19 protein-coding genes and 4 pseudogenes are annotated in these 21,034 nt (G+C 50.0%); 21 read left to right on the forward strand and 2 right to left on the reverse strand.

Features of this window, described 5'->3' with window-relative positions; genetic code table 11:
* Window positions 1–242 precede the first annotated feature (242 nt).
* From CW734_RS08915 to recO, 10 genes are all read left to right on the forward strand, one after another.
* Window positions 243–1,529: an NfeD family protein gene (locus tag CW734_RS08915; protein ID WP_101192169.1), complete on the forward strand. Its 1,287-nt coding sequence runs from the start codon at window positions 243–245 to the stop codon at window positions 1,527–1,529.
* Complete coding sequence (gene floA / locus CW734_RS08920; protein ID WP_058380934.1) at window positions 1,530–2,519, forward strand: flotillin-like protein FloA; 990 nt, start codon at window positions 1,530–1,532, stop codon at window positions 2,517–2,519.
* A gap of 33 nt (window positions 2,520–2,552) precedes the next feature.
* Window positions 2,553–3,095 (forward strand): hypothetical protein, encoded by a 543-nt coding sequence (locus tag CW734_RS08925; protein ID WP_101190217.1) that lies wholly within the window; start codon window positions 2,553–2,555, stop codon window positions 3,093–3,095.
* A 137-nt stretch (window positions 3,096–3,232) separates the two neighbouring features.
* Entirely contained in the window at window positions 3,233–4,192 is a 960-nt protein-coding gene (locus tag CW734_RS08930) for a PhoH family protein (protein ID WP_101190218.1), read from the forward strand.
* A gap of 172 nt (window positions 4,193–4,364) precedes the next feature.
* A complete protein-coding gene (locus CW734_RS08935) occupies window positions 4,365–6,494 on the forward strand; it encodes an HD family phosphohydrolase (protein ID WP_101190219.1) in 2,130 nt (709 codons plus the stop codon).
* A 21-nt stretch (window positions 6,495–6,515) separates the two neighbouring features.
* Complete coding sequence (gene ybeY / locus CW734_RS08940) at window positions 6,516–6,998, forward strand: rRNA maturation RNase YbeY (protein WP_101190220.1); 483 nt, start codon at window positions 6,516–6,518, stop codon at window positions 6,996–6,998.
* Complete coding sequence (locus tag CW734_RS08945; RefSeq protein ID WP_101192170.1) at window positions 6,985–7,338, forward strand: diacylglycerol kinase family protein; 354 nt, start codon at window positions 6,985–6,987, stop codon at window positions 7,336–7,338. The genes ybeY and CW734_RS08945 overlap by 14 nt, the downstream gene beginning before the upstream one ends.
* Window positions 7,339–7,391: 53 nt before the next feature.
* Window positions 7,392–7,802, forward strand: a complete 411-nt coding sequence (locus CW734_RS08950) for a cytidine deaminase (RefSeq protein WP_101192171.1) — start codon at window positions 7,392–7,394, stop codon at window positions 7,800–7,802.
* Window positions 7,786–8,703, forward strand: coding sequence for a GTPase Era (gene era, locus CW734_RS08955; RefSeq protein ID WP_058380929.1), 918 nt, complete (start codon window positions 7,786–7,788; stop codon window positions 8,701–8,703). Before CW734_RS08950 ends, era begins: the two co-directional genes overlap by 17 nt.
* Window positions 8,704–8,715: 12 nt before the next feature.
* Window positions 8,716–9,501, forward strand: coding sequence for a DNA repair protein RecO (gene recO / locus CW734_RS08960; RefSeq protein ID WP_101190221.1), 786 nt, complete (start codon window positions 8,716–8,718; stop codon window positions 9,499–9,501).
* Between the two features lie 21 nt (window positions 9,502–9,522).
* On the opposite strand, the gene CW734_RS08965 is transcribed toward recO, so the two are convergent.
* Window positions 9,523–10,899 (reverse strand): glycine--tRNA ligase, encoded by a 1,377-nt coding sequence (locus CW734_RS08965; RefSeq protein ID WP_101190222.1) that lies wholly within the window; start codon window positions 10,897–10,899, stop codon window positions 9,523–9,525.
* A 311-nt stretch (window positions 10,900–11,210) separates the two neighbouring features.
* Between CW734_RS08965 and CW734_RS08970 the strand changes: the two genes are divergently transcribed.
* The 11 genes and pseudogenes from CW734_RS08970 to CW734_RS09005 all read left to right on the forward strand — a co-directional run bounded on the left by CW734_RS08970 (window position 11,211) and on the right by CW734_RS09005 (window position 19,677).
* A complete protein-coding gene (locus CW734_RS08970) occupies window positions 11,211–11,849 on the forward strand; it encodes a transcriptional regulator CcpN (RefSeq protein ID WP_101190223.1) in 639 nt (212 codons plus the stop codon).
* Window positions 11,850–11,859: 10 nt separating this feature from the next.
* Window positions 11,860–12,669: pseudogene (locus CW734_RS08975) on the forward strand (pyruvate, water dikinase regulatory protein).
* Between the two features lie 218 nt (window positions 12,670–12,887).
* On the forward strand, window positions 12,888–14,012 hold the full coding sequence (gene dnaG, locus CW734_RS19960) for a DNA primase (RefSeq protein WP_442956958.1): 1,125 nt from the start codon (window positions 12,888–12,890) through the stop codon (window positions 14,010–14,012).
* Window positions 14,012–14,191, forward strand: a complete 180-nt coding sequence (locus CW734_RS19965) for a hypothetical protein (RefSeq protein WP_442956969.1) — start codon at window positions 14,012–14,014, stop codon at window positions 14,189–14,191. The genes dnaG and CW734_RS19965 overlap by 1 nt, the downstream gene beginning before the upstream one ends.
* Window positions 14,170–14,445 (forward strand): hypothetical protein, encoded by a 276-nt coding sequence (locus CW734_RS19970; protein WP_442956959.1) that lies wholly within the window; start codon window positions 14,170–14,172, stop codon window positions 14,443–14,445. The genes CW734_RS19965 and CW734_RS19970 overlap by 22 nt, the downstream gene beginning before the upstream one ends.
* Complete coding sequence (locus CW734_RS19975; protein ID WP_442956960.1) at window positions 14,423–14,689, forward strand: hypothetical protein; 267 nt, start codon at window positions 14,423–14,425, stop codon at window positions 14,687–14,689. The genes CW734_RS19970 and CW734_RS19975 overlap by 23 nt, the downstream gene beginning before the upstream one ends.
* Before the next feature lie 33 nt (window positions 14,690–14,722).
* A complete protein-coding gene (gene rpoD / locus CW734_RS08985) occupies window positions 14,723–15,877 on the forward strand; it encodes an RNA polymerase sigma factor RpoD (protein ID WP_058380923.1) in 1,155 nt (384 codons plus the stop codon).
* Window positions 15,878–16,085: 208 nt separating this feature from the next.
* Window positions 16,086–17,222: pseudogene (locus tag CW734_RS08990) on the forward strand (acyl-CoA dehydrogenase).
* A gap of 191 nt (window positions 17,223–17,413) precedes the next feature.
* Entirely contained in the window at window positions 17,414–17,806 is a 393-nt protein-coding gene (gene cccA / locus CW734_RS08995) for a cytochrome c550 (RefSeq protein WP_101190224.1), read from the forward strand.
* A 59-nt stretch (window positions 17,807–17,865) separates the two neighbouring features.
* A complete protein-coding gene (locus tag CW734_RS09000) occupies window positions 17,866–18,579 on the forward strand; it encodes a tRNA (adenine(22)-N(1))-methyltransferase (RefSeq protein ID WP_101190225.1) in 714 nt (237 codons plus the stop codon).
* Window positions 18,566–19,677, forward strand: a pseudogene (locus CW734_RS09005) (Nif3-like dinuclear metal center hexameric protein). The gene CW734_RS09000 and the pseudogene CW734_RS09005 overlap by 14 nt, the downstream one beginning before the upstream one ends.
* Before the next feature lie 276 nt (window positions 19,678–19,953).
* On the opposite strand, the pseudogene CW734_RS09010 reads toward CW734_RS09005, so the two are convergent.
* A pseudogene (locus CW734_RS09010) lies at window positions 19,954–20,931 on the reverse strand (4-hydroxy-3-methylbut-2-enyl diphosphate reductase).
* Window positions 20,932–21,034: the final 103 nt, after the last annotated feature.

Raw genomic sequence — 21,034 nt, forward strand, 5'->3', positions numbered from 1 at the left:
ACAGCTAAGGCCGGAAGCACAAATGTGCTTCCGGTTTTTATGACTTAAAACGGTCACTAAATGCAGAAGATGTAAGCGCATTCCATCGTAACTTGAGAAAATTGCTTTATAATGAAAAAGAAGCCGACTTTTGAAACCGCAGCTCGACTCATCCGTATACATAATTATCCTAAAGTTTTCATGAAGGAGAGGGGAACTTGCCGTGCGTAGAAAAAGCTTGGATCGGCTTTTTGTTCCTGGTGATGGCATTCACTTTAGCCATTCCGGCCATCTCGGCGGATAACGGAAAAGTTTATGTCATTCCGATTGAAGCGGAAGTGGAGCAGGGCTTGCAGTCGTTTCTGGAGCAGGGCATCGATGAAGCCGAAGAAGCCAGTGCGGAAGCCATTGTCTTTGAGATCGATACACCGGGTGGTTTTGTCAATGCAGCAGATGGCATCGCTCGCCTATTGGATGAAGCCGAGCCTGAGACACTTGCTTTCGTCAACCAGGACGCCCTCTCGGCTGGCGCATTTCTGGCCTTGCATAATGATGAAATCTATATGCATCCGAATGGCCGGATGGGCGCGGCGCAAGTCATCGACCAGTCGGGCAATGCGGCTGCCGATAAGGCGAACTCTGCCTGGTTGTCCTCGATGAGAAGCGCTGCTGAATCGTCAGGCCGTGATCCGCAATTTGCCTTGGCGATGGCGGATGCCAGCATCGACCTTCCGGAATACCGGGCTGCTGAAGGTGATTTATTGACACTCGGCGCTCAGGAAGCGCTCGATGTCGGCTATTCGGAAGGGACCGTGTCGTCTCTCGATGAACTTCTTGAAATGAAAGGCCTTTCAGGTGCTGAGGTCATCCAAGTGGAAGAAAACTGGTCAGAGACGCTCGCGCGTTTTCTGACGAGCCCGATTGTGGTCCCGATCTTACTGTCGGTGGCCGGTCTCGGCTTACTGCTTGAGCTGTTCACGCCTGGAGTTGGGATCCCTGGATTCTTCGGCTTGTTTTCACTAATGCTGTTCTTCTACGGGCATTTAGTGGCAGGGCTTGCCGGGTATGAATCGATTTTGCTGTTGGTCTTCGGGCTCGGTCTGATCCTGCTGGAATTTTTCGTTCCAGGCGGCATACTCGGAATTCTCGGGATACTGGCTGTCATCGGAAGTGTTCTGTTAGCGGGTGAAGACGTCCAGTCAACAGCGGTCGCAATTTTGATTGCATTACTTGTAGCTTCAGCAGGGATGGTGATTTTAGTGAAATTTTTCGGGAAAAAGTTGAACATGTTCAAACGGATTATCCTGACCGATGCCACCGATACGGAGCATGGCTATGTATCGGCCGTCAACCGGCCGGAACTTATCGGCCAGATCGCCCGAACGACCAATGCCCTGAGGCCTTCTGGCACCATCCGGCTCGATGATGAATACATCGATGCGGTATCCGAAGGACGGTTTATCGACAGCAACAAAGATGTTAAGATTATCAAGGTAGAAGGGTCTCGCATCGTTGTGCGTGAACTCGAAAAACAAGAGGAGGAAGAATAAATGGGACTTGAAGCAATCGGCTTAGGCGCCGCGATAATTGGTATTATCGTTGTACTTGCCATCTTTTTCACATTCGTACCAGTCACATTATGGATCTCGGCTTTAGCTGCCGGCGTCCGCATCAGCATCTTCACATTGATCGGGATGAGATTGCGCCGGGTTATCCCATCGCGCATCGTCAACCCGTTGATCAAGGCTTCAAAAGCCGGTCTTTCCGTACAGATCAACCAATTGGAAAGCCATTACTTGGCTGGCGGTAACGTCGACCGTGTCGTCAACGCATTGATCGCAGCACACCGTGCCAATATCGATTTGCCGTTCGAACGCGCAGCAGCAATCGACCTTGCCGGCCGTGACGTACTTGAAGCGGTTCAAATGTCGGTTAACCCGAAAGTTATCGAAACGCCATTCATTGCCGGTGTTGCAATGGACGGGATCGAAGTGAAAGCAAAAGCGCGGATTACCGTGCGCGCCAATATCGACCGACTCGTCGGTGGTGCCGGTGAAGAGACAATCGTCGCCCGTGTTGGTGAAGGGATCGTTTCTACACTCGGTTCAAGCACGAACCATAAAAAAGTTCTAGAAAACCCGGACCTCATCTCCCAAACCGTACTAGGCAAAGGACTGGATTCCGGTACAGCTTTTGAAATCTTGTCCATCGATATCGCAGATGTGGATATCGGCAAAAACATCGGTGCCGAGCTTCAGACTGAGCAAGCGGATGCCGATAAGAAAATCGCTCAGGCGAAAGCCGAAGAGCGCCGTGCAATGGCTGTCGCTAGCGAGCAGGAAATGAAAGCGAAAGTCGTCCAGATGCGCGCGAAAGTTGTCGAAGCAGAAGCTGAAGTGCCGATGGCGATGTCAGAAGCACTCCGTTCAGGAAACATCGGCGTGATGGATTATATCAATTACAAGAATGTCCAAGCTGATACAAGCATGCGCGAATCCATTTCGAAAAGCGGAACGGAAAAACAAGAGGACGAAAACTAACAAGCTCCGCCATAACTCAAGGGAGGTTTTGGAATGGAACCCCTCATCATGATGCTGATCATTGCGGCTGTCAGTGCATTGTTCAGTAAAAACAAGAAACCTGATGCAAATCAGCAGACTACCCAGCAGACTAAGCGCCAACAAGTCCCAGGCGCTCCTCCCAGACAGGCACAGCAAAGGCAAGAGCAGGCGCCAAGAGGCGGTCAGCGAAGCTTTAAGCGCATTGAAGATTACGCCAAGGAAATATACGGTGAATTTCAAACCCAGATGGAGAGCGACCCGAAACGGGCAGAACAGGCACGCCAAGTCAAGGAACAGGCGGAACGAGCCAAGTCGCGGGCGATGGACGAAGTGGAAAAACGGACTCCAGCCCAGGTGAAGCAAGCCGCTGAACCGAAAAACCGCCCTGGAAGATTGAGCGCTCATCAAAAAGAGCCATTGAAACGGGCGGTCGCAAAAGAAAAAGAGCGGGATCTATTGCCGTTGAATGAAGAAGATGTAAGAAAAGGCATCATCATGGCGGAGATTCTGCAGCCGCCAAAATCAAAACGTCAAAAGCAAGGCCGGCATATTTAATGCCGGTCTTTTCTTTTTGATTAATTAATTCTCATATTAATATTATGTAAACTTATATCATCTGAATTAATTTACATTTATATAAAGAAAATGATAGAGTTGAAGAGAAGTAAAAACACGATCCAAGGAGCGTCTAAATGACAGAAAACAACCTACTCGAATTGCATGTGAAAGACCCGAACGAAGCAGTCCTGCTTCTCGGCACATCCGACAGCCATCTGTCGCTGATCGAAGAGAGTTTTGATATACACATCATCACGCGCGGCGAAGTGATTCGCCTCGAAGGGTCCGAAGAAGGCCGACAGACCGGAAAGTTGTTGTTGGAGCAATTATTGAAAGTTATCCGCAAAAACATCAATATCGACCAGCGCGATATCGTGTCGGCTATTGAAATGGCGAAAAACGGGACGATTGAATATTTCGCTGAACTTTACGATGAAGAAGTGGCACGCAGTGCGACCGGCCGTTCCATCCGCGCCAAAACGATTGGGCAGCGCCATTATATCCACGCCATCAAAAAAAGCGATATGGTCTTCGGGATCGGCCCGGCCGGAACCGGAAAAACCTATCTAGCCGTCGTGTTGGCAGTGCAAGCCTTGAAAAACGGCCATGTCAAAAAGATCGTCTTGACGCGCCCTGCAGTTGAAGCAGGAGAAAGCCTCGGGTTCTTGCCGGGCGACTTGAAGGAAAAAGTCGATCCGTATTTGCGCCCTTTATATGACGCATTGCATGACGTCATCGGTCAAGAACAGACCAACCGCCTAATTGAACGCGGAACGATCGAAGTGGCACCGCTCGCTTACATGAGAGGGCGGACACTTGAAGAAGCGTTCATTATCTTGGATGAAGCCCAGAACACGACGAAAGCACAAATGAAAATGTTTTTGACGCGCCTCGGCTTTAACTCGAAAATGATCGTCACCGGCGATAAAACCCAGATTGACTTGCCTCGCGGGGCGGAGTCCGGGTTGATCGCTGCAGAGAAAAATTTGCACGGCGTCAAAGGCATTGAATTTCAGTACCTGGAAAAAGGCGATGTCGTCCGCCATCCGCTCGTCTCAAAAATTATCGAAGCTTACGAGAACCAGCCTAGTTAAGGCTGGTTCTTTTTATTTGAAAGTTTTTCCAATGGGTTTATGTTCATGTTTATCACCAAAATGAATAAGCAAATAGCGCATCCAGGTCCATGAAATTGTTATTAATTTGTAAGGGGCGATGAAAAAAGCACGAGGTATTGGTATGATGAAAGAAGAATAGTGAGGTGGTCAAATGGCGGGATGGATCAGGCGCATTTATTTGCGGTTCGGGGCTCCTGTAGTCTTGATCGGCATCAGTTTCATGACAGCGCTGCTCATGTTTGGATTTTTATACGATACGATGGCAACCGATACATATGAAGTGGAATTATTCCAATTGTCCGAGGAGACGATACGGGCGGCAAAAACTGTTGAAGACCCGGTGAGGACAGAACTTGAACGCGAGCGGGCAGCAGCGGAAGTGCAGCCGAGCTACCGGTATATCGAAGAAATCGCCGATAACCAGGCAGCAGTCGTCGATTCGCTATTTGGCTATGTGCTGGAAGCAAAGCGGACAACTGAAGCGGACGACGAGGATGAACCGGATCCGCGTAATTTAGATGAGGCTTTAAGCAGCCTTCGTGAATCGATCCGCCTGCTCGAACAAAATGAAAACGGGCTTCGCTTGACGGACGACATGCTCTTGTCGCTGCTCGCATTGGAAGATGATGTGCTTATGCGCGTTGAACGTGAAGTGCGCAACCAGGTGCTGGCAGTTCTGCAGGATCCGCTCCGCGAGGCCGGGCTTACGCAAGCGCGCAATTCAGCCGAGCAGGAAATCCGCGGGGACGACCAGGTGCCTGCTTCTGCGATTCCGGCGGCAGCGGCGATTGCCAGGGCCAATATTGTCCCGAATGAACTCATCAATGAAGAATTGACGGAGCAACAAACCGAACAAGCGCGGGCGAGTGTCGAGCCGACACGCATCTTGCAGGGGCAAGTCCTGATCCAGGAAGGCCAATTGATCGACCGTGAAGTCTACCGCCAGCTTGAACTGGCGGGAATGACCGAGCAGCAATCGAATTACCGTCCAGTGTTTGCCTTGAGCTTGTTTGTGCTGATCGCGGCGGGCTTATTGCTGCTGGTGTTGCAGAGCGCCAAAGTCGAAGGCGTTAAAAAAGCCATTCGGCTGACGATTGTTTTTGTCGTCTTCGCTTTGTCTTTGGCAATCATGAAGCTGCTCGAAATCATCAGCGGCAATTTTGAGGTGGTCATCGATTTTATCTACCCGACAGCATTAGCCGGCATTTTGGTGCGTTTATTGATCGATGAGCGGACAGCGGTCTATGTGACGGTTTTGCTTAGCGCCAGTGCAGGAATGATGCTGCAAAGCGGCTATGCCGGCGTTTTTCAGATGGATTCCGCTTTGTATGTGTTGTTTGGCGGCCTGACGGGGATATACTTAATACGTAATGGCCATAGAAGTATCCGCATCTTGCCGATCAGCTTGGCAGTCGGCGGCGTCCATTTGCTGTATGTGGCATTTTACCTGCTGATGAACCAAAGCCAGTACACGGTGGAAGAAATTGCTTTCTACGTCGCAGCGGCTCTGACAGCCGGTCTTTTGTCCGGGACGCTTGCGACCGGTTTATTGCCGCTGTTTGAAACGGCATTCGGCATTCTATCGACGATGAAGCTGCTCGAATTGTCGAATCCGAACCATCCTTTGCTGAAAAAGATTTTAACCGAGACGCCGGGAACTTACCACCACAGTGTCATGGTGGCAAACCTTTCGGATGCGGCGTGCGAAGCAATCGGGGCGAATGGCTTGCTTGCGCGGGTCGGCTGTTATTACCACGATATCGGCAAAACCATCAACCCACAGTACTTTATTGAAAATCAATCACATGGCAATCCGCATGATCAACTCAGTCCGGAACAAAGCCGTGACATCATTCTGGCGCACGGCAAAGACGGGGCGGCGATTTTGCGCAAGCAGAAAATGCCGAAAGAATTGATCGATATTGCAGAGCAGCATCATGGCACGACTTTATTGAAGTTCTTCTATTATAAAGCGAAAGAGCATAACGAGGAGCTGCCCGAGCAAGAATACCGCTACACGGGTCCGAAGCCGCAGACGCGGGAGCTTGCCATCATCATGGTGGCCGACAGCTTAGAAGCGGCGGTGCGCTCGATGGAATCACCGAGTACGGAAAAGATCCGCAAGATGGTCGATTCCATCACGGAAGATAAATTGAAAGATGGACAGTTTGACGAATGTGATATAACGTTAAAAGAACTGAAACGGGTCAAGAGCGTCATGTGCGAAACTTTGAACGGGATCTTCCATTCGAGGATCGCCTATCCCGATGATAAAAAATAATTTAATGGAGGAGGGAAAGCGATGCTGACAATCGATTTCATAGACGAAACGGAACAATTGGATGACAAGGCGCTTGCCTTTGTGAGCAAGGTATTGGAGCATGCGGCACAGCATGAAGAAACAGGAGAAGCGGAAGTATCGGTCACATTTACGGATGATGAATCGATCCGTGCGATCAACCGCGATTACCGGGAGAAGGACCAGGCAACGGATGTCATCTCCTTTTCAATGGAAGAACAAGGGGAAGATGAAGTGGCCATCATCGGTGAAACAGGCCCGCGCCTGCTAGGGGATATCATCATCTCTGTGGAGCGCACCAAGCTCCAGGCAGAGGAATACGGGCATAGCTTCGAACGCGAACTCGGCTTTTTGGCAGTGCACGGATTTTTGCATTTGCTCGGCTACGACCATATGAATGAGCAGGATGAAAAGGAAATGTTTGGTAGACAGGAAGAAATTTTAGCTTCCCTTGGCGTTACGCGTGATGCGCATGAAGCTGAGTAGGTTTCTATCCTCATTCCGTTTTGCTGCGCAAGGGGTTGGCACATCCATAAAGCGGGAACAGAATATGAAAGTACATGCGGTCTCGGCAGTGGTTGTCTTGATCGCCGCAATCTGGACTGGTCTCGACCGCACGGAGTGGATGCTGGTGATTGTGCTGATCGGCGGCATGTTGGCGCTTGAACTGGTTAATTCGGCGCTGGAGCGGACCGTCGATCTCGTCACTGCAGAGCGCCATCCGCTGGCGAAGCAAGCGAAAGACATGGCAGCAGGAGCCGTTTTGGTATTTGCTGTGACAAGTGCTATAATCGGTTTGCTGATCTTTTTGCCTAAATGGTTTTAAACATCGTCCGGCAGCTGGATGCTGCTGTGATCATAGAAAAGTGAGTGATGAAAATGGACAAACAACAATTGATGGAACAAGCAATCTCGGCGCGCGGCAATGCCTACGTGCCGTATTCGAAATTCCCGGTAGGGGCGGCGCTATTATCCAAGGATGGCAAAGTCTATACTGGATGCAATATTGAAAATGCCGGTTATTCGCTGACCAATTGCGCAGAACGCACAGCTGTCTTCAAGGCTGTATCGGAAGGCGTCAAGCAGTTCGAAGCATTGGCAGTGGCTGCTGATACGAAAGGACCGGTCGCGCCGTGCGGGGCATGCCGCCAAGTGCTGGTGGAATTTTGTGCGCCGGACATGCCGGTTTATTTAACGAATCTAGAAGGAGCGGTGTCTGAGACGACCATCGCAGAATTGCTTCCGGGCGCCTTCACAACGGGGGATTTAGACTATGCATCAAGGAAATAACGGATATAAATCAGGATTCATCTCAATCATCGGCCGTCCGAATGTAGGGAAATCGACCTTTTTGAACCGTGTGGTCGGGCAGAAAATCGCCATCATGAGCGATAAGCCGCAGACGACGCGCAATAAAGTTCAGGGTGTCGTAACGAACGAAAACAGCCAAATGGTCTTTATCGACACGCCGGGAATCAACGAGCCGAAACATAAGCTTGGGGATTTCATGCTGAAAGTCGCAAAAAACACCTTCCGTGAAGTGGATGTGCTGCTATTTGTCGTCAGTGCAGCGGACCGCATCGGTAAACAGGACCGTTATGTGCTCGATATGCTAAAAGGAATCGATGTGCCGGTATTTTTGGTGCTCAACAAAATCGACCAAGTGCATCCGGACAATCTGCCGAAGATCGTGGAATCCTACCGCAACGAATTCGATTTCGCTGAAGCGATTCCGATCTCCGCCTTGCAGGGCAATAATGTCGAGAACTTGCTCGCGAAAATCGAAGAGCGCTTGCCGGAAGGGCCGCAATACTATCCGTCCGACCAAGTGACGGACCATCCGGAGCGTTTCATCATTTCGGAATTGATCCGTGAAAAAGCCTTGCATTTGACGCGCGAGGAAATCCCGCACTCAATCGCTGTGGTCATCGATAAAATTGCCAAGGATGAAGAAAACGAAAACATGATCCGCGTCCAGGCGACGATCATGGTCGAACGCGATTCCCAAAAAGGCATCGTCATCGGCAAAAAAGGCGTGCTTTTAAAGGAAATCGGCACGCGTGCGCGCAAGGATATCGAAAACTTGCTCGGCACGAAAGTATATTTGGAGCTTTGGGTCAAAGTCCAGAAAGATTGGCGCAATAAAGCAATGCATCTCCGTGATTTCGGTTTCAGAGACGACGAATACTAAGGAGCCTGGCTCATGCAGAACCAACTCGAAGGCATTGTCATCCGAACGCGTCCCTACGGGGAAACGAATAAAATTGTCACCTTGTTCACAAAAGAAGCAGGGAAAATCACTTGCATGGCGCGTGGGGCGAAAAAGCCTGCAAGCCGCCTGGCAGCCATCACGCAGCCGTTCACACATGGCGTTTTCTCAATCTATAAAGGCCGTGGCATGGGCACTTTGCAGGCAGGCGACCAATTGGAGTCGCTGCGCCATATCCGCGAGGACATCATGGCCACAGCATACGCGAGCTACGTCACAGAACTGATCGACCGTCTCACGGAGCAGGATGAGCCGCAGCCGGCCATCTACGATATGCTGTATCAAGCGCTCCATGCGATTTCGGACGGCTATGACCCGGAAGCGATCACCTTGTTTGTCGAATGGAAAATGCTGCGCGTGGCGGGGCTGACCCCGACTTTGCACGAATGCGCCAATTGCGGGGCGACGGAAGGGGAATTCGCATTCTCTTTCCAGGAACTCGGCTTTTTGTGCCATCGCTGCTTCCATCTTGACCGCTACATCATCCGCTTGAGCCCGGCGCTCGTGAAATTGATCCGCACGTTTTATTTCGTGCCGATCGAACGGGTCGGGGCATTGACCTTGAAGAAAGAGTCGAAAACTTTGCTCAAGCAAATCGTCCGGACCATTTACGAGGAACAGGCAGGCATCCGGCTCAAGTCGCGTTCGTTTCTCGAGCAGCTCGAGCGGACGCCGGAATTTTTCCCGGAACCGAAAAAAGACATCCCTGAAGGCGACTAGCCTCGGGATGTCTTTTTTGGATTAGAATTGGATATGCTGTTCGATATACGCTTGCACGTCTTTGATCGGCATGCGCACTTGTTCCATGGAATCGCGGTGGCGCACGGTTACTTCACCGTCTTCGACCGAGTCGAAATCATAGGTGATGCAGAACGGCGTACCGATTTCATCCTGGCGGCGGTAGCGTTTCCCGATGGACTGGGATTCGTCGTAATCGACCATGAAATGCTTCGCAAGGTCTGCGAATACTTCCGTCGCGCCTTCAGAAAGTTTTTTCGATAAAGGCAATACCGCGGCCTTGTATGGCGCAAGTGCCGGGTGGAACTTCAACACGGTGCGTGTATCATCATTGTCCAAACTTTCTTCCTGGAATGCATCCACAAGGAAAGCGAGTGTTACGCGGTCTGCGCCGAGTGATGGTTCGATGCAATATGGCACGTAGCGTTCGTTGGTCTGTGGATCGATGTAATTGAAATCTTCGCCCGAATATTCCATATGGCGCTTCAAATCGAAATCGGTGCGGTCAGCGATGCCCCACAGTTCGCCCCAGCCGAATGGGAATTTATATTCGATGTCGACAGTGGCGTTCGAGTAATGGGACAACTCATCCGCGTCGTGCTCACGCAAGCGCATATTGTCCTCGCCCATGTTCAGCTCGACCAGCCAGTTTTTGCAGAAGTCGCGCCAGTACGCATACCATTCAAGGTCTTCGCCTGGCTTACAGAAGAACTCAAGCTCCATCTGCTCGAATTCACGTGTGCGGAACGTGAAGTTCCCTGGCGTGATTTCGTTGCGGAAACTCTTGCCGATCTGTGCAATCCCGAACGGCATTTTCTTGCGCATCGAGCGCTGGACGTTTTTATAGTTGACGAAGATCCCTTGTGCCGTCTCCGGGCGCAAATACACTTCGTTCGTCGATGATTCAGTAACGCCTTGGAAAGTCTTGAACATCAAATTGAACTGGCGGATCTCAGTGAAATCAGCTTTGCCGCAAGTCGGGCACGTGATTTCATGTTCGTCGATCAATTCTTTCATGCGCTCGAACGACAAGCCGTCGACAATCAGCTCAATGCCTTTTTCATCCAATGCGTTTTCGATCAGCTTATCGGCACGGTGACGCGATTTGCAGGCTTTGCAATCGATCATCGGGTCGTTGAAGTTGCCGAGGTGGCCGGATGCTTCCCAAGTTTTAGGGTTCATCAGGATGGCAGCGTCTAGTCCGACGTTATGGACGGATTCCTGGACGAATTTCTTCCACCATGCTTTTTTGATATTGTTTTTCAGCTCGACGCCGAGTGGGCCATAATCCCACGTGTTGGCGAGCCCGCCGTAAATTTCAGAGCCCGGGAAGACGAATCCCCGGTGTTTGGCTAATGATACTACTTTTTCCATTGACATCTTCATTACCTCCATAAAATAAAAAAATCGCACACGCCACGGACAAATGTCCGAGGACGAGTACGTTACCCGCGGTTCCACCTCGATTGGCTGAAAGTCCAGCCCGCTCGCATTACCTATAGCTCCGGATTGCCGTTTCCCGCTTTGCAGGCTTTCACCATCCCTGCTCGCTTTATGCGCGGTACTTATCGATCCATCATTGCCATTATTTGATTCCCGATTATTGTATCATGGCAATCTTTTCTTCGCAATATGGCATGTAATAGTATATAATAATTGGTATTGAGTATAACATATTTGAATTTGAGGCGGTGAGTCCAATCGAACTCAATAAGCGGCAAGAGGAAATTTTACAGATCGTCAAAGGCAATGGCCCGATTACAGGTGAGCAAATCGCAGACCGTCTGAATTTGACGCGTGCAACGCTCCGGCCGGATCTGGCAATTTTGACGATGGCAGGCTTTTTAGATGCCAGGCCGCGTGTCGGCTATTTTTATTCGGGCAAGAAACCAGGCCAGGATATAACCGATACGATGAACAATATGAAAGTGAAGGATTTCCAGTCAATCCCTGTCGTAGTCAGGGAAGATGTCAGCGTATACGATGCCATCAGCCAGATGTTTCTGGATGACGTCGGGACGCTTTTTGTTGTGGATAAAAAATCCTGCCTTGCAGGTGTCCTGTCGCGCAAAGATCTATTGCGCACCAGCCTCGGCAATCAGGACTTGAATGCAATTCCTGTACATATCATCATGACGCGCATGCCGAATATCACTTATTGTTTGCGCAATGATTCGCTCATACAGGCTGCAAACCGGCTGATCAACCAGCAAATCGACGCATTGCCGGTCGTCGAAGAACAACCGGAAGGGTATAAGGTCGTCGGCAGGCTGACAAAGACCAATATTACGCGGGCATTTTTGTCCCTTTCGGAAAACCACGAACTGTGAGGTGCAGAATATGAGTTTATTGCGTGTTTTTATCGTCTCCGATTCGGTGGGCGAAACTGGAGAGCTTGTCGCGAAAGCGGCCATCAGCCAATACTTAAATACAGAACAAAATGCCGTCTTGAAACGGTTCCCGTACATCGATTCCATCGAACACTTGCAGGAGATCATCAAACTGGCGGAAGGGCAGCGGGCAGTGATCGTCTATACGCTCGTATCCAAAGAGTTGCGCCATTTCGTTGAACGTGAAACTGCGCGCCACGGCATCAAAGCGATCGATTTGATGGGCCCATAGCTCGATGCGCTAGAAGAAGAGCTGCATTCGGCACCGATCGGTGAAGCCGGGCTGGTGCGCAAGCTCGACGATGATTATTTCAAGAAAGTCGAAGCGATCGAATTTGCGGTCAAATACGACGATGGGCGCGACCCACGCGGCATCTTGCTTGCGGATATCGTCTTGGTGGGGGTGTCGAGAACATCGAAAACCCCATTATCGCAGTATTTGGCCCATAAACGGCTGAAAGTCGCCAATGTGCCGTTAGTGCCTGAAGTGGACCCGCCGGATGAGCTGTTCGACGTGGATCCGAAAAAATGTTTCGGTTTGGTCATTTCGCCGGAGAAATTGAACAATATCCGCAAAGAGCGTTTGATTGCGCTCGGTTTGAACGATGATGCCAATTATGCAAAATTGGACCGCATCCATGAAGAAATTGTCCATTTCCGCAAAGTGGTCGACCGCATCGGCTGTGAAACGCTAGACGTCACCAACCGCGCCGTTGAGGAAACTGCGAATTTAATTCTCGGAAAACTGCAGAAACAATAAGAGGATTCCGCCTATCAGGGCGGTTTTCTTATCTTGTATAATAGAAAGACCGTTTTCTACGCCTTTCTATGGATTTTACAAAAACGTTTTATAATGAAGAATTGTGGCTAAAGCTTAATAACAACATGATGAGCTTTCCCATCTTTTTGTCGAAATTTGAAGGATTTTAATGGATTTCAACGAATAAAGTAAAGTAAGCAAATAAAGATGGTGATAAGGTGTCCAATCGAATTCCTGAAGAAGTGATCGAAGAAATCCGTTCCAAAGCGGATATTGTGGACGTCGTGGGCGAATATGTCCAATTGACGAAAAGAGGCCGCAATTGGTTTGGCCTCTGCCCTTTCCACGGGGAAAGTACACCGTCCTTTTCTGTGACAGCCGATAAGCAGATTTTCCATTGCTTCGGCTGTGGGGCTGGCGGCAACGCCATCACATTCTTGATGGATATCGAAAACATCAGCTTCCAGGAAGCGCTGGCCAAACTCGGCGAGCGTTCAGGGATTGAAATCGATGTCCAGCCAGGCGAAGGCAAAGGGGCGGCCCAGGCAAGAAATGACGATCCGCTCATTTTGATGCATGAATTCGCTGCAGATATGTATCATCACATTTTGCTGAATACGGAAGAAGGGCAAGCAGCTCTTGATTATTTGGAGAATCGGGGATTCACCCAGGAAATCATCGAAAAATACCGGATCGGCTGGGCGCTTCCTGAATGGAACTATATGGAAGTTGCCCTTCGCAGAAAAGGCTACGATGATGAACAATTGGAAGCGAGCGGACTAGCCATCAAGCGTGAGAAATCCGATGGCTGGTTCGACCGTTTCCGCGGCAGGATCATGTTTCCGATCATGAACGAAAACGGCAAGGCCATTGCGTTTTCGGGAAGGGTCCTTGAGCAGTCGAAGCAGGAAGCGAAATACATGAATAGCCCAGAATCACCGATTTTCCAAAAAAGCCAAGTTCTTTATAATGTTCATCTAGCACGCGGGGCCATCCGGAAAAACCGGAAAATTGTCCTGTTTGAAGGATTCATGGATGTCATTGCTGCCGGAAAGGCTGGCATCGACAATGCGCTCGCGACCATGGGGACATCGCTGACATCGCAGCATATCCGCCAAATGAAGCGCTTTGCGCAGGAAGTGGTCGTTTGCTTTGATGGTGATGATGCCGGATGGGAAGCGGCCAAAGGGCGGCGGTGCCGCTTGAGGAAGCGAATTTCAAAGTCGGGATTGCGGTGCTGCCGAATGGCATGGACCCCGACGACTATGTCCGCTAAAACGGCGCCGATGCTTTTCGGGAGAACGTCATCGAAAAGCCGCAAACCTTTATCGCATTCGCGATGATGCATGCGCGCCGCCATAAGAACTTTCAATATGAAAACGATCTCCTTCAATATATCCAAGAGGTGCTCCAATTATTGGCCGGTAAATCCTCTCCTGTTGAAAGGGATTTGTATATTAAGCAGCTGTCGGCAGAAACGAACTCTCGGAAGAAGCCATATTGCAGCAGTACAGGCGCTTAGAAACACGCAGCATCGAACGCAGCCGGCCAAAAGCCGCTGAATCAGTACAGGCAGCCCCGAAAAGGGAGCAGAAGAAAATTACGTCGCTGCACCGCGCAGAACGCTTGCTGTTCGCACACGCGCTTGCAGACCCGGCCGTGATGGACAAGCTTGCCCGTGAAGTGGAAACCATCCCGTTCATCAGTGAAGAATACCAGGCGCTTTACGTTCAGTTGCTCGGTTTTATGAGGAATGGGAAAAGCGGATTTCCATAAGTTCCTGGAAACCCTAACGGATCAGGAGCTCCGGAAGTTAGTGATGGAGACGGCCATGGCCGAAAGAGATCCCGAACATCCGGAAGAAGAGATCGAAGATTGCCTGAAGCATTTGAACAAGCACCGTATCGAGCAACAAATCAATTTAAAAATCCAGCAATCAAAAGTAGCGGAAAAACAGCATGATTTGAAGCGCGCTTTGCTTCTAGCACAAGAAGTGATTGCTTTACGGAAATCATTGTAGATTATTCCGGTTTTTTCTAAAGGAGGAAGTTGTATGGCTGAGAAATCCGAACGCCAAACAGAAGTCGTAACAAACAGCATCCCGTTGCCTGCTGAAGGCCCGGAAGCAAGTGTAGAAGACGCGAAAAAGCAATTGATCGAACAAGGGAAAAAAACCGGAGAATTGAACTACGAACAGATTGCCGATAAATTGGCTATTTTTGAAATGGAATCGGACCAAGTAGAGGAATTCATTGATCAATTGGAAGGGCACGGCATCGAACTCGAACGCAAGAGTGATGATGAAGAGCATTTGGATCGTCTCATGAAGCCGACGGAAGAGAAGTTCGACTTGAACGACTTGAGCGTTCCGCCAGGCGTCAAAATCAACGATCCGGTCCGCATGTACTTGAAAGAAATCGGCCGGGTTGACCTATTGAAGGCCGAAGAAGAAGTGCGCCTTGCGAAATTGATCGAACAAGGCGACGAGGAAGCGAAAAAACGCCTCGCAGAAGCCAACTTGCGTCTCGTCGTCTCGATTGCGAAACGCTATGTGGGCCGCGGCATGCTGTTCTTGGACTTGATCCAGGAAGGGAATATGGGGCTTATCAAAGCAGTCGAGAAATTCGACTACTCGAAAGGCTTTAAATTCAGTACCTACGCCACGTGGTGGATCCGCCAAGCCATTACGCGCGCCATCGCCGACCAGGCGCGGACCATCCGCATCCCGGTCCATATGGTCGAGACGATCAACAAACTGATCCGCGTACAGCGCCAGCTGTTGCAAGACCTTGGACGCGAACCTTCACCGGAAGAAATCGGCGAAGAGATGGATCTATTGCCTGAGAAAGTGCGTGAAATCCTGAAGATCGCCCAAGAACCGGTATCGCTTGAAACACCGATCGGTGAAGAAGACGATTCGCATTTGGGAGATTTCATCGAAGATTCCGATGCACAGTCGCCATCTGACCATGCAGCTTATGAATTGCTGAAAGAGCAGTTGGAAGATGTGCTCGACACATTGACTGACAGAGAAGAAAATGTATTGCGCCTGCGTTTCGGCTTGGATGACGGCCGCACGCGGACACTCGAAGAAGTCGGTAAAGTATTCGGCGTGACGCGCGAGCGCATCCGCCAAATCGAAGCGAAAGCACTTCGCAAACTGCGCCATCCATCGCGCAGCAAGCGCTTGAAAGATTTCTTGGAATAAACTGAATGAATCCTTCCCGGGCCAAAAGCCTGGAAGGATTTTTGTGTTTAAATACAATCGCGATAGTGGCGTAGCCCTTGGTGAACAAGTATGTTTTCCATCCGCACAACGGCATATTGGAATAACTTTCCGTTATGCCTTGCTTGTGTCGGAATTTTAGCTATATAATGAATATTGTAAGCGTATTCATAGCAAAGGGATGTAAGATATGAATTTCGATTTGACACAAGAACAGCAAATGATCAAGAAGACGATGCGAGAATTCGCCGATAAAGTAGTGGCACCAGGTGCCGTCGACCGAGACCGCACGAAAGAATTTCCGAAAGAGGCCTTCAAGCAGCTGTCCGACATGGGGATGATGGGCTTGCCGTTTGATGAAGCTTATGGCGGGGCTGGAGCGGATTCGACAAGTTTTGCCATCGTCACAGAAGAATTGAGCCGCGTCTGCGCTTCAACAGGCATCACATATTCCGCCCATATTTCACTCGGTGGAGCTCCACTCAGCCTGTTCGGCACAGAAGAGCAAAACAGAAGTATTTGACGCCGATCTGTTCTGGGGAATCGTTCGGCGCGTTCGGTCTGACTGAACCGAATGCCGGATCGGATGCCGGGGAACAGAGACACGTGCAGTAGAAGACGGGGACGACTGGGTCATCAATGGATCGAAAGTATATATCACGAACGCAAGCCATGCGAAGCATTTGGCGATTACGGCCATCACCGGCATGAACGACGGCAAAAGAAATCAGTGCGATCATCGTGCCGACGGACGCAGAAGGCTTCACGATCATCGATAATTACGAGAAAATGGGCTTTGAACGCATCCAATACAACGGAATTGGTACTGGAAAATGTCCGTGTGCCAAAAGAAAACCTGCTCGGCAAACGTGGAGAAGGCTTCAAGCAATTCTTGGTGACGCTTGATGGCGGGCGCATCGGCATCGCCGCGATGGCAGTCGGGATTGCACAAGGCGCATTCAATAAAGCACTCGCTTACGCAAAAGAGCGCAAGCAGTTCGGCAAGTCTTTGTCGGAATTCCAAGTGACGCAATTCAAATTGGCCGATATGGCAATGAAGATTGAACTCGCCCGCAATATGGTCTATAAAGCGGCATGGTTGAAAGACCAAGGGCGCCCGTTTACAAAAGAAGCGTCCATGGCGAAACTGTATGCTTCCGAGATGGCGATGGAAGTGGCGGACGAAGCGATCCAGATCCATGGCGGCTATGGCTATATGAAGGAATATGAAGTGGAGCGCTATATGCGCGACGCCAAGCTCCTGGAGATCGGTGAAGGGACATCTGAAGTGCAGCGCATGGTCATTTCACGCCTTGTCGGCTGCTGATCGGATTTGCAAAACTGTGAAGCTTTAACTGCTTGTTCGATGCCGTCAACTGAATCCTTCGAATTTACCGATTTTGTCACAATACGGCAATTATTATTCGTTATGGCTTTTCGTTTACTGGATAATACAGTACAATAATGAATGATACTTATACTATCATCAAGCAGAACACAGTAGAAGGAGGGTTACGGATGCAAAAGAATGCAATTGTACCTTATATCTTAATCATGGCTTTCGGTATTGGCCTGATTTTCTTCCTGTCATTGGAAGGAGTCGGCAATGAAGCTGAAATTGCTGAAGAACAAGCGGCAGAAGAAGGCGGCGGAGAAGAAGCAGCTGAAGGCGAAGGCGGAGAAGAAGCGGCAAGCGGCGACTTCGACCCGGAAGCTACAGCACAAGCAAGCTGTGTTTCTTGCCACGGTTCAAGCTATGAAGGCGGAGTCGGCCCATCACTTGTAGGCACAGCACTTTCGCAAGAAGAAATTGAAGAGATTCTGATCAACGGTAAAGGAACAATGCCAGCTGGACTTGTCCCTGAAGAGAACGTACCAGCAATGGCTGAGTGGGTACTTTCACTCGAATAGCATCAAAAACCCTTAGTTCTTCTGGAGCTAAGGGTTTTTTGTCAATTAGGAGGAACTTTATGAACGCGCAGCAATTATCAGTTCGATTAATGAAAGTGGCAGAATATGTGCAAGCAGGTGCGGTCGTGGCAGATATCGGCTCAGATCACGCCTATTTGCCATGCCACCTTCTCCATCACGGCATCGCGAGCCGTGCGGTTGCCGGAGAGATCGTCAAAGGCCCTTATGAATCGGCGAAAAAGCAAGTACGCGCGGAAGGGCTTGAAGGCAAAATTACGGTCCGGCTCGCCCCTGGGCTTGAAGCGATTGAACCGGCAGACGGGATTACGGCGGTGACCATCGCCGGGATGGGTGGTTCACTGATTGCATCCATCCTGGAAGAAGGAAAAGACCGGCTCGAAGGCGTGGAGCGCTTGATCCTGCAGCCGAACGTCCACGCCCAAGCGATACGGCAATGGGCAGTCCAAAACGGCTGGCACATTGTCGCAGAAGAGATCTTGAAGGAAAAAGACAAGATCTATGAGATCCTAGTGCTGGAGCCGACTGCTGAAGAAGTGCAGCTAGATGCGAAAGAGTTGCTATTCGGCCCGGAGCTATTAAAACAGCAAACCGAAATTTTCAAGGAAAAGTGGCAGCGCGAGGCGACACAGTGGAAAGCGATCGCCGAGCGCTTGGAGAACACACAACAAACCGAAGACATTCGTACGAAAAAAGAGCAATTGCTCGAAAAAATCGCATTGATGGAAGAGGTGTTTGCGGATGAAAATTCCTAACGGGCAACAGATTATCGAACAGTTCGAGAAATGGTCGCCGAAATATTTGGCGATGGAAGGAGATCCAATTGGGCTGCACGTCGGTACCTTGAACAAAAAGATTGAACGCGTGCTGGTGACGCTGGATGTCGATGATGCAGTGGTAGACGAAGCGATCGAAAAAGGCGCTGGCCTCATCATTGCGCACCATCCGCCGATTTTTCGGCCCTTGAAAAATCTCCAGACAGATTTTCCTCATGGCCAATTGATGGAAAAATTGATCAAAAATGATATTGCGGTATATGCAGCACACACAAATCTCGATGTTGCGTGGGGCGGCGTCAATGACCTGTTGGCGGATGCGCTTGGATTGAGCGACACGGAAGTATTGGTGAAAACCTATGAAGCGGAGCTCGTGAAGATTGCGGTATTCGTGCCTGAAAGCCATGAAGACCAAGTGAGAAAAGCGTTTGGCGAAGCGGGTGCCGGAGCAATCGGCGATTACGAATATTGCAGCTATACCTTGTATGGCACTGGGCGCTTCCGGCCAAATACTTCAGCCGATCCGTATATTGGGGAAGCAGGGAAAATGGAAGAGACAGCGGAATCGAAAATTGAAGTCGTTGTCAGGAAAGCCGAAAAAGACCGCGTAATCCGTGCGATGATGGCAGCCCACCCTTATGAGGAACCGGCATATGACGTGTTCACCTTGGAAAACAAAGAGCTGCCGATGGGGCTTGGCCGCATCGGGCGCTTGAAAGAAAAGATGAACTTGGATACGTTTGCGGAGCATGTGAAAACAAGTTTGGATGTGCCGTTTGTCCGTGTCGTCGGAACTGGCGATGAAACGATCAAAAAAGTGGCGGTGCTTGGCGGCGACGGCAATAAATATATCCAGCAGGCAAAACGCGCCGGAGCGGATGTCTACGTAACGGGTGATCTTTATTTCCACGTGGCACAGGATGCACAGGCAATCGGCTTGCCGGTAATCGACCCTGGGCATCATGTCGAGAAAGTGATGATCCAGGAGTCGTAGACCATATGACGGAAAAGGGCGCAAACTGGCAATGCGAATTCCTGCCGTCTGAAGTAAATACAGAGCCGTTTCGCTTAAAGTGAAGATATAAAAGAGTGTTAAAGAAGTCTATAATCCGCCATAAATGAAAAAGGAGATACGATTTCTACATTCAAAATCAATGTGCTATCTGAGTATTTGGAGAAGCGTTCGTTCGACTCCTGTGGGACTAGCGGGTTTGAGAGACCCCGCAGGAACGAAGTGACGAGGAGGCTCGATTCCCGCCCCATGGAAAGCGAGCGATAAGCTTCGGAAAATACGGGTTTCTGAGTTTCTCGACAGCCTGAAAAGAGGCCCCATTCAGGGCCTCTTTTTACGTGTTATTCATTCACCGGATAGGGTTCGATGCGGTCCGATGGTTTCGGATGCTTGATCTTCGGCAAGATTTTATTAAGTGGTACGGAACGCTCGAGTGTGCGTTTCCGGATCTTCCGGATCGTATTGATCCAAGAACTTCATCACTTCTTTGACAATCGGTGTAGGCGTTGAGGCGCCAGCGGTCAAGGCGACCGTTTCGATGCCTTCCAGCCATTCCAATTTCAATTCAGACAAATCAGAGATTCGGTAAGCCGGCGTGCCTGCGATATCTTGTGAAACTTGCGCCAGGCGGTTGGAGTTATTGCTCATCGGGTCGCCGATAACCAATAAAAGATCGGTATCCCCGGCTTGTTCCGCGACGGCTTCCTGGCGAACTTGTGTAGCAAGACAGATCTCTTTATGCACTTCTGCCTGCGGGAAACGTTCTTTCAAGCGTTCCATCAAATGGACAACATCCCATTGGCTCATCGTCGTTTGGTTGGTGATGATGATTTTGTCTTCATTCAACTCTAGGGCATTGACGTCTTCGAGCTTTTCAACCAAATGGACTAGGTCCGGAGCGACGCCGATTGCGCCTTCCGGTTCCGGGTGGCCGCTCTTGCCGATGTAGATGATATGGTAGCCTTCTGCCGTTTTCTCACGGATCAAGTCATGCGTCACGGTAACATCCGGGCAAGTGGCGTCGATCGAAACGAGCCCTTTCTTCTGGCCAGTTCGCGCACTTGTGGGGATACGCCGTGTGCTGTAAAGATGACGGTACCAGTTTCAACCTTCTCCAAAATTTCTAGGCGGTTGGTGCCATCAAGGGTGATGATGCCATCTTGTTCAAATGCATCCGTCACATGTTTATTGTGGACAATCATGCCCAGTATATAAATCGGGCGCGGCAAGGTTTCATCCATGGCTGCATTTTTCGCGATGACCATGGCGTCCACTACCCCGTAGCAATAGCCTCTTGGCGATATCTTTTTTACTTTCATTATCAAACCGCACTCCTTTCAACATCATGACTTCATTATAACGGAGACGCCGTCTCTTTACAAAAGATGCATCGCTAAGGAGAGCCATTTTATGCTATAATAG

The organism is Planococcus sp. MB-3u-03, assembly GCF_002833405.1.
GTDB lineage: Bacteria > Bacillota > Bacilli > Bacillales_A > Planococcaceae > Planococcus.

Coding starts and splice junctions, on each gene's coding strand:
- CW734_RS08925 (WP_101190217.1), top strand. CDS start 2,553: ATGGAACCCCTCATCATGATGCTGATCATTGCGGCTGTCAGTGCATTG.
- CW734_RS08950 (WP_101192171.1), top strand. CDS start 7,392: ATGGACAAACAACAATTGATGGAACAAGCAATCTCGGCGCGCGGCAAT.
- CW734_RS08965 (WP_101190222.1), bottom strand. CDS start 10,899: ATGTCAATGGAAAAAGTAGTATCATTAGCCAAACACCGGGGATTCGTC.
- floA (WP_058380934.1), top strand. CDS start 1,530: ATGGGACTTGAAGCAATCGGCTTAGGCGCCGCGATAATTGGTATTATC.
- cccA (WP_101190224.1), top strand. CDS start 17,414: ATGCAAAAGAATGCAATTGTACCTTATATCTTAATCATGGCTTTCGGT.
- recO (WP_101190221.1), top strand. CDS start 8,716: ATGCAGAACCAACTCGAAGGCATTGTCATCCGAACGCGTCCCTACGGG.
- CW734_RS19975 (WP_442956960.1), top strand. CDS start 14,423: ATGGGAAAAGCGGATTTCCATAAGTTCCTGGAAACCCTAACGGATCAG.
- CW734_RS08935 (WP_101190219.1), top strand. CDS start 4,365: ATGGCGGGATGGATCAGGCGCATTTATTTGCGGTTCGGGGCTCCTGTA.
- rpoD (WP_058380923.1), top strand. CDS start 14,723: ATGGCTGAGAAATCCGAACGCCAAACAGAAGTCGTAACAAACAGCATC.
- CW734_RS19965 (WP_442956969.1), top strand. CDS start 14,012: ATGCATGCGCGCCGCCATAAGAACTTTCAATATGAAAACGATCTCCTT.
- CW734_RS09000 (WP_101190225.1), top strand. CDS start 17,866: ATGAACGCGCAGCAATTATCAGTTCGATTAATGAAAGTGGCAGAATAT.
- CW734_RS08945 (WP_101192170.1), top strand. CDS start 6,985: ATGAAGCTGAGTAGGTTTCTATCCTCATTCCGTTTTGCTGCGCAAGGG.
- CW734_RS08930 (WP_101190218.1), top strand. CDS start 3,233: ATGACAGAAAACAACCTACTCGAATTGCATGTGAAAGACCCGAACGAA.
- era (WP_058380929.1), top strand. CDS start 7,786: ATGCATCAAGGAAATAACGGATATAAATCAGGATTCATCTCAATCATC.
- ybeY (WP_101190220.1), top strand. CDS start 6,516: ATGCTGACAATCGATTTCATAGACGAAACGGAACAATTGGATGACAAG.
- CW734_RS08915 (WP_101192169.1), top strand. CDS start 243: ATGGCATTCACTTTAGCCATTCCGGCCATCTCGGCGGATAACGGAAAA.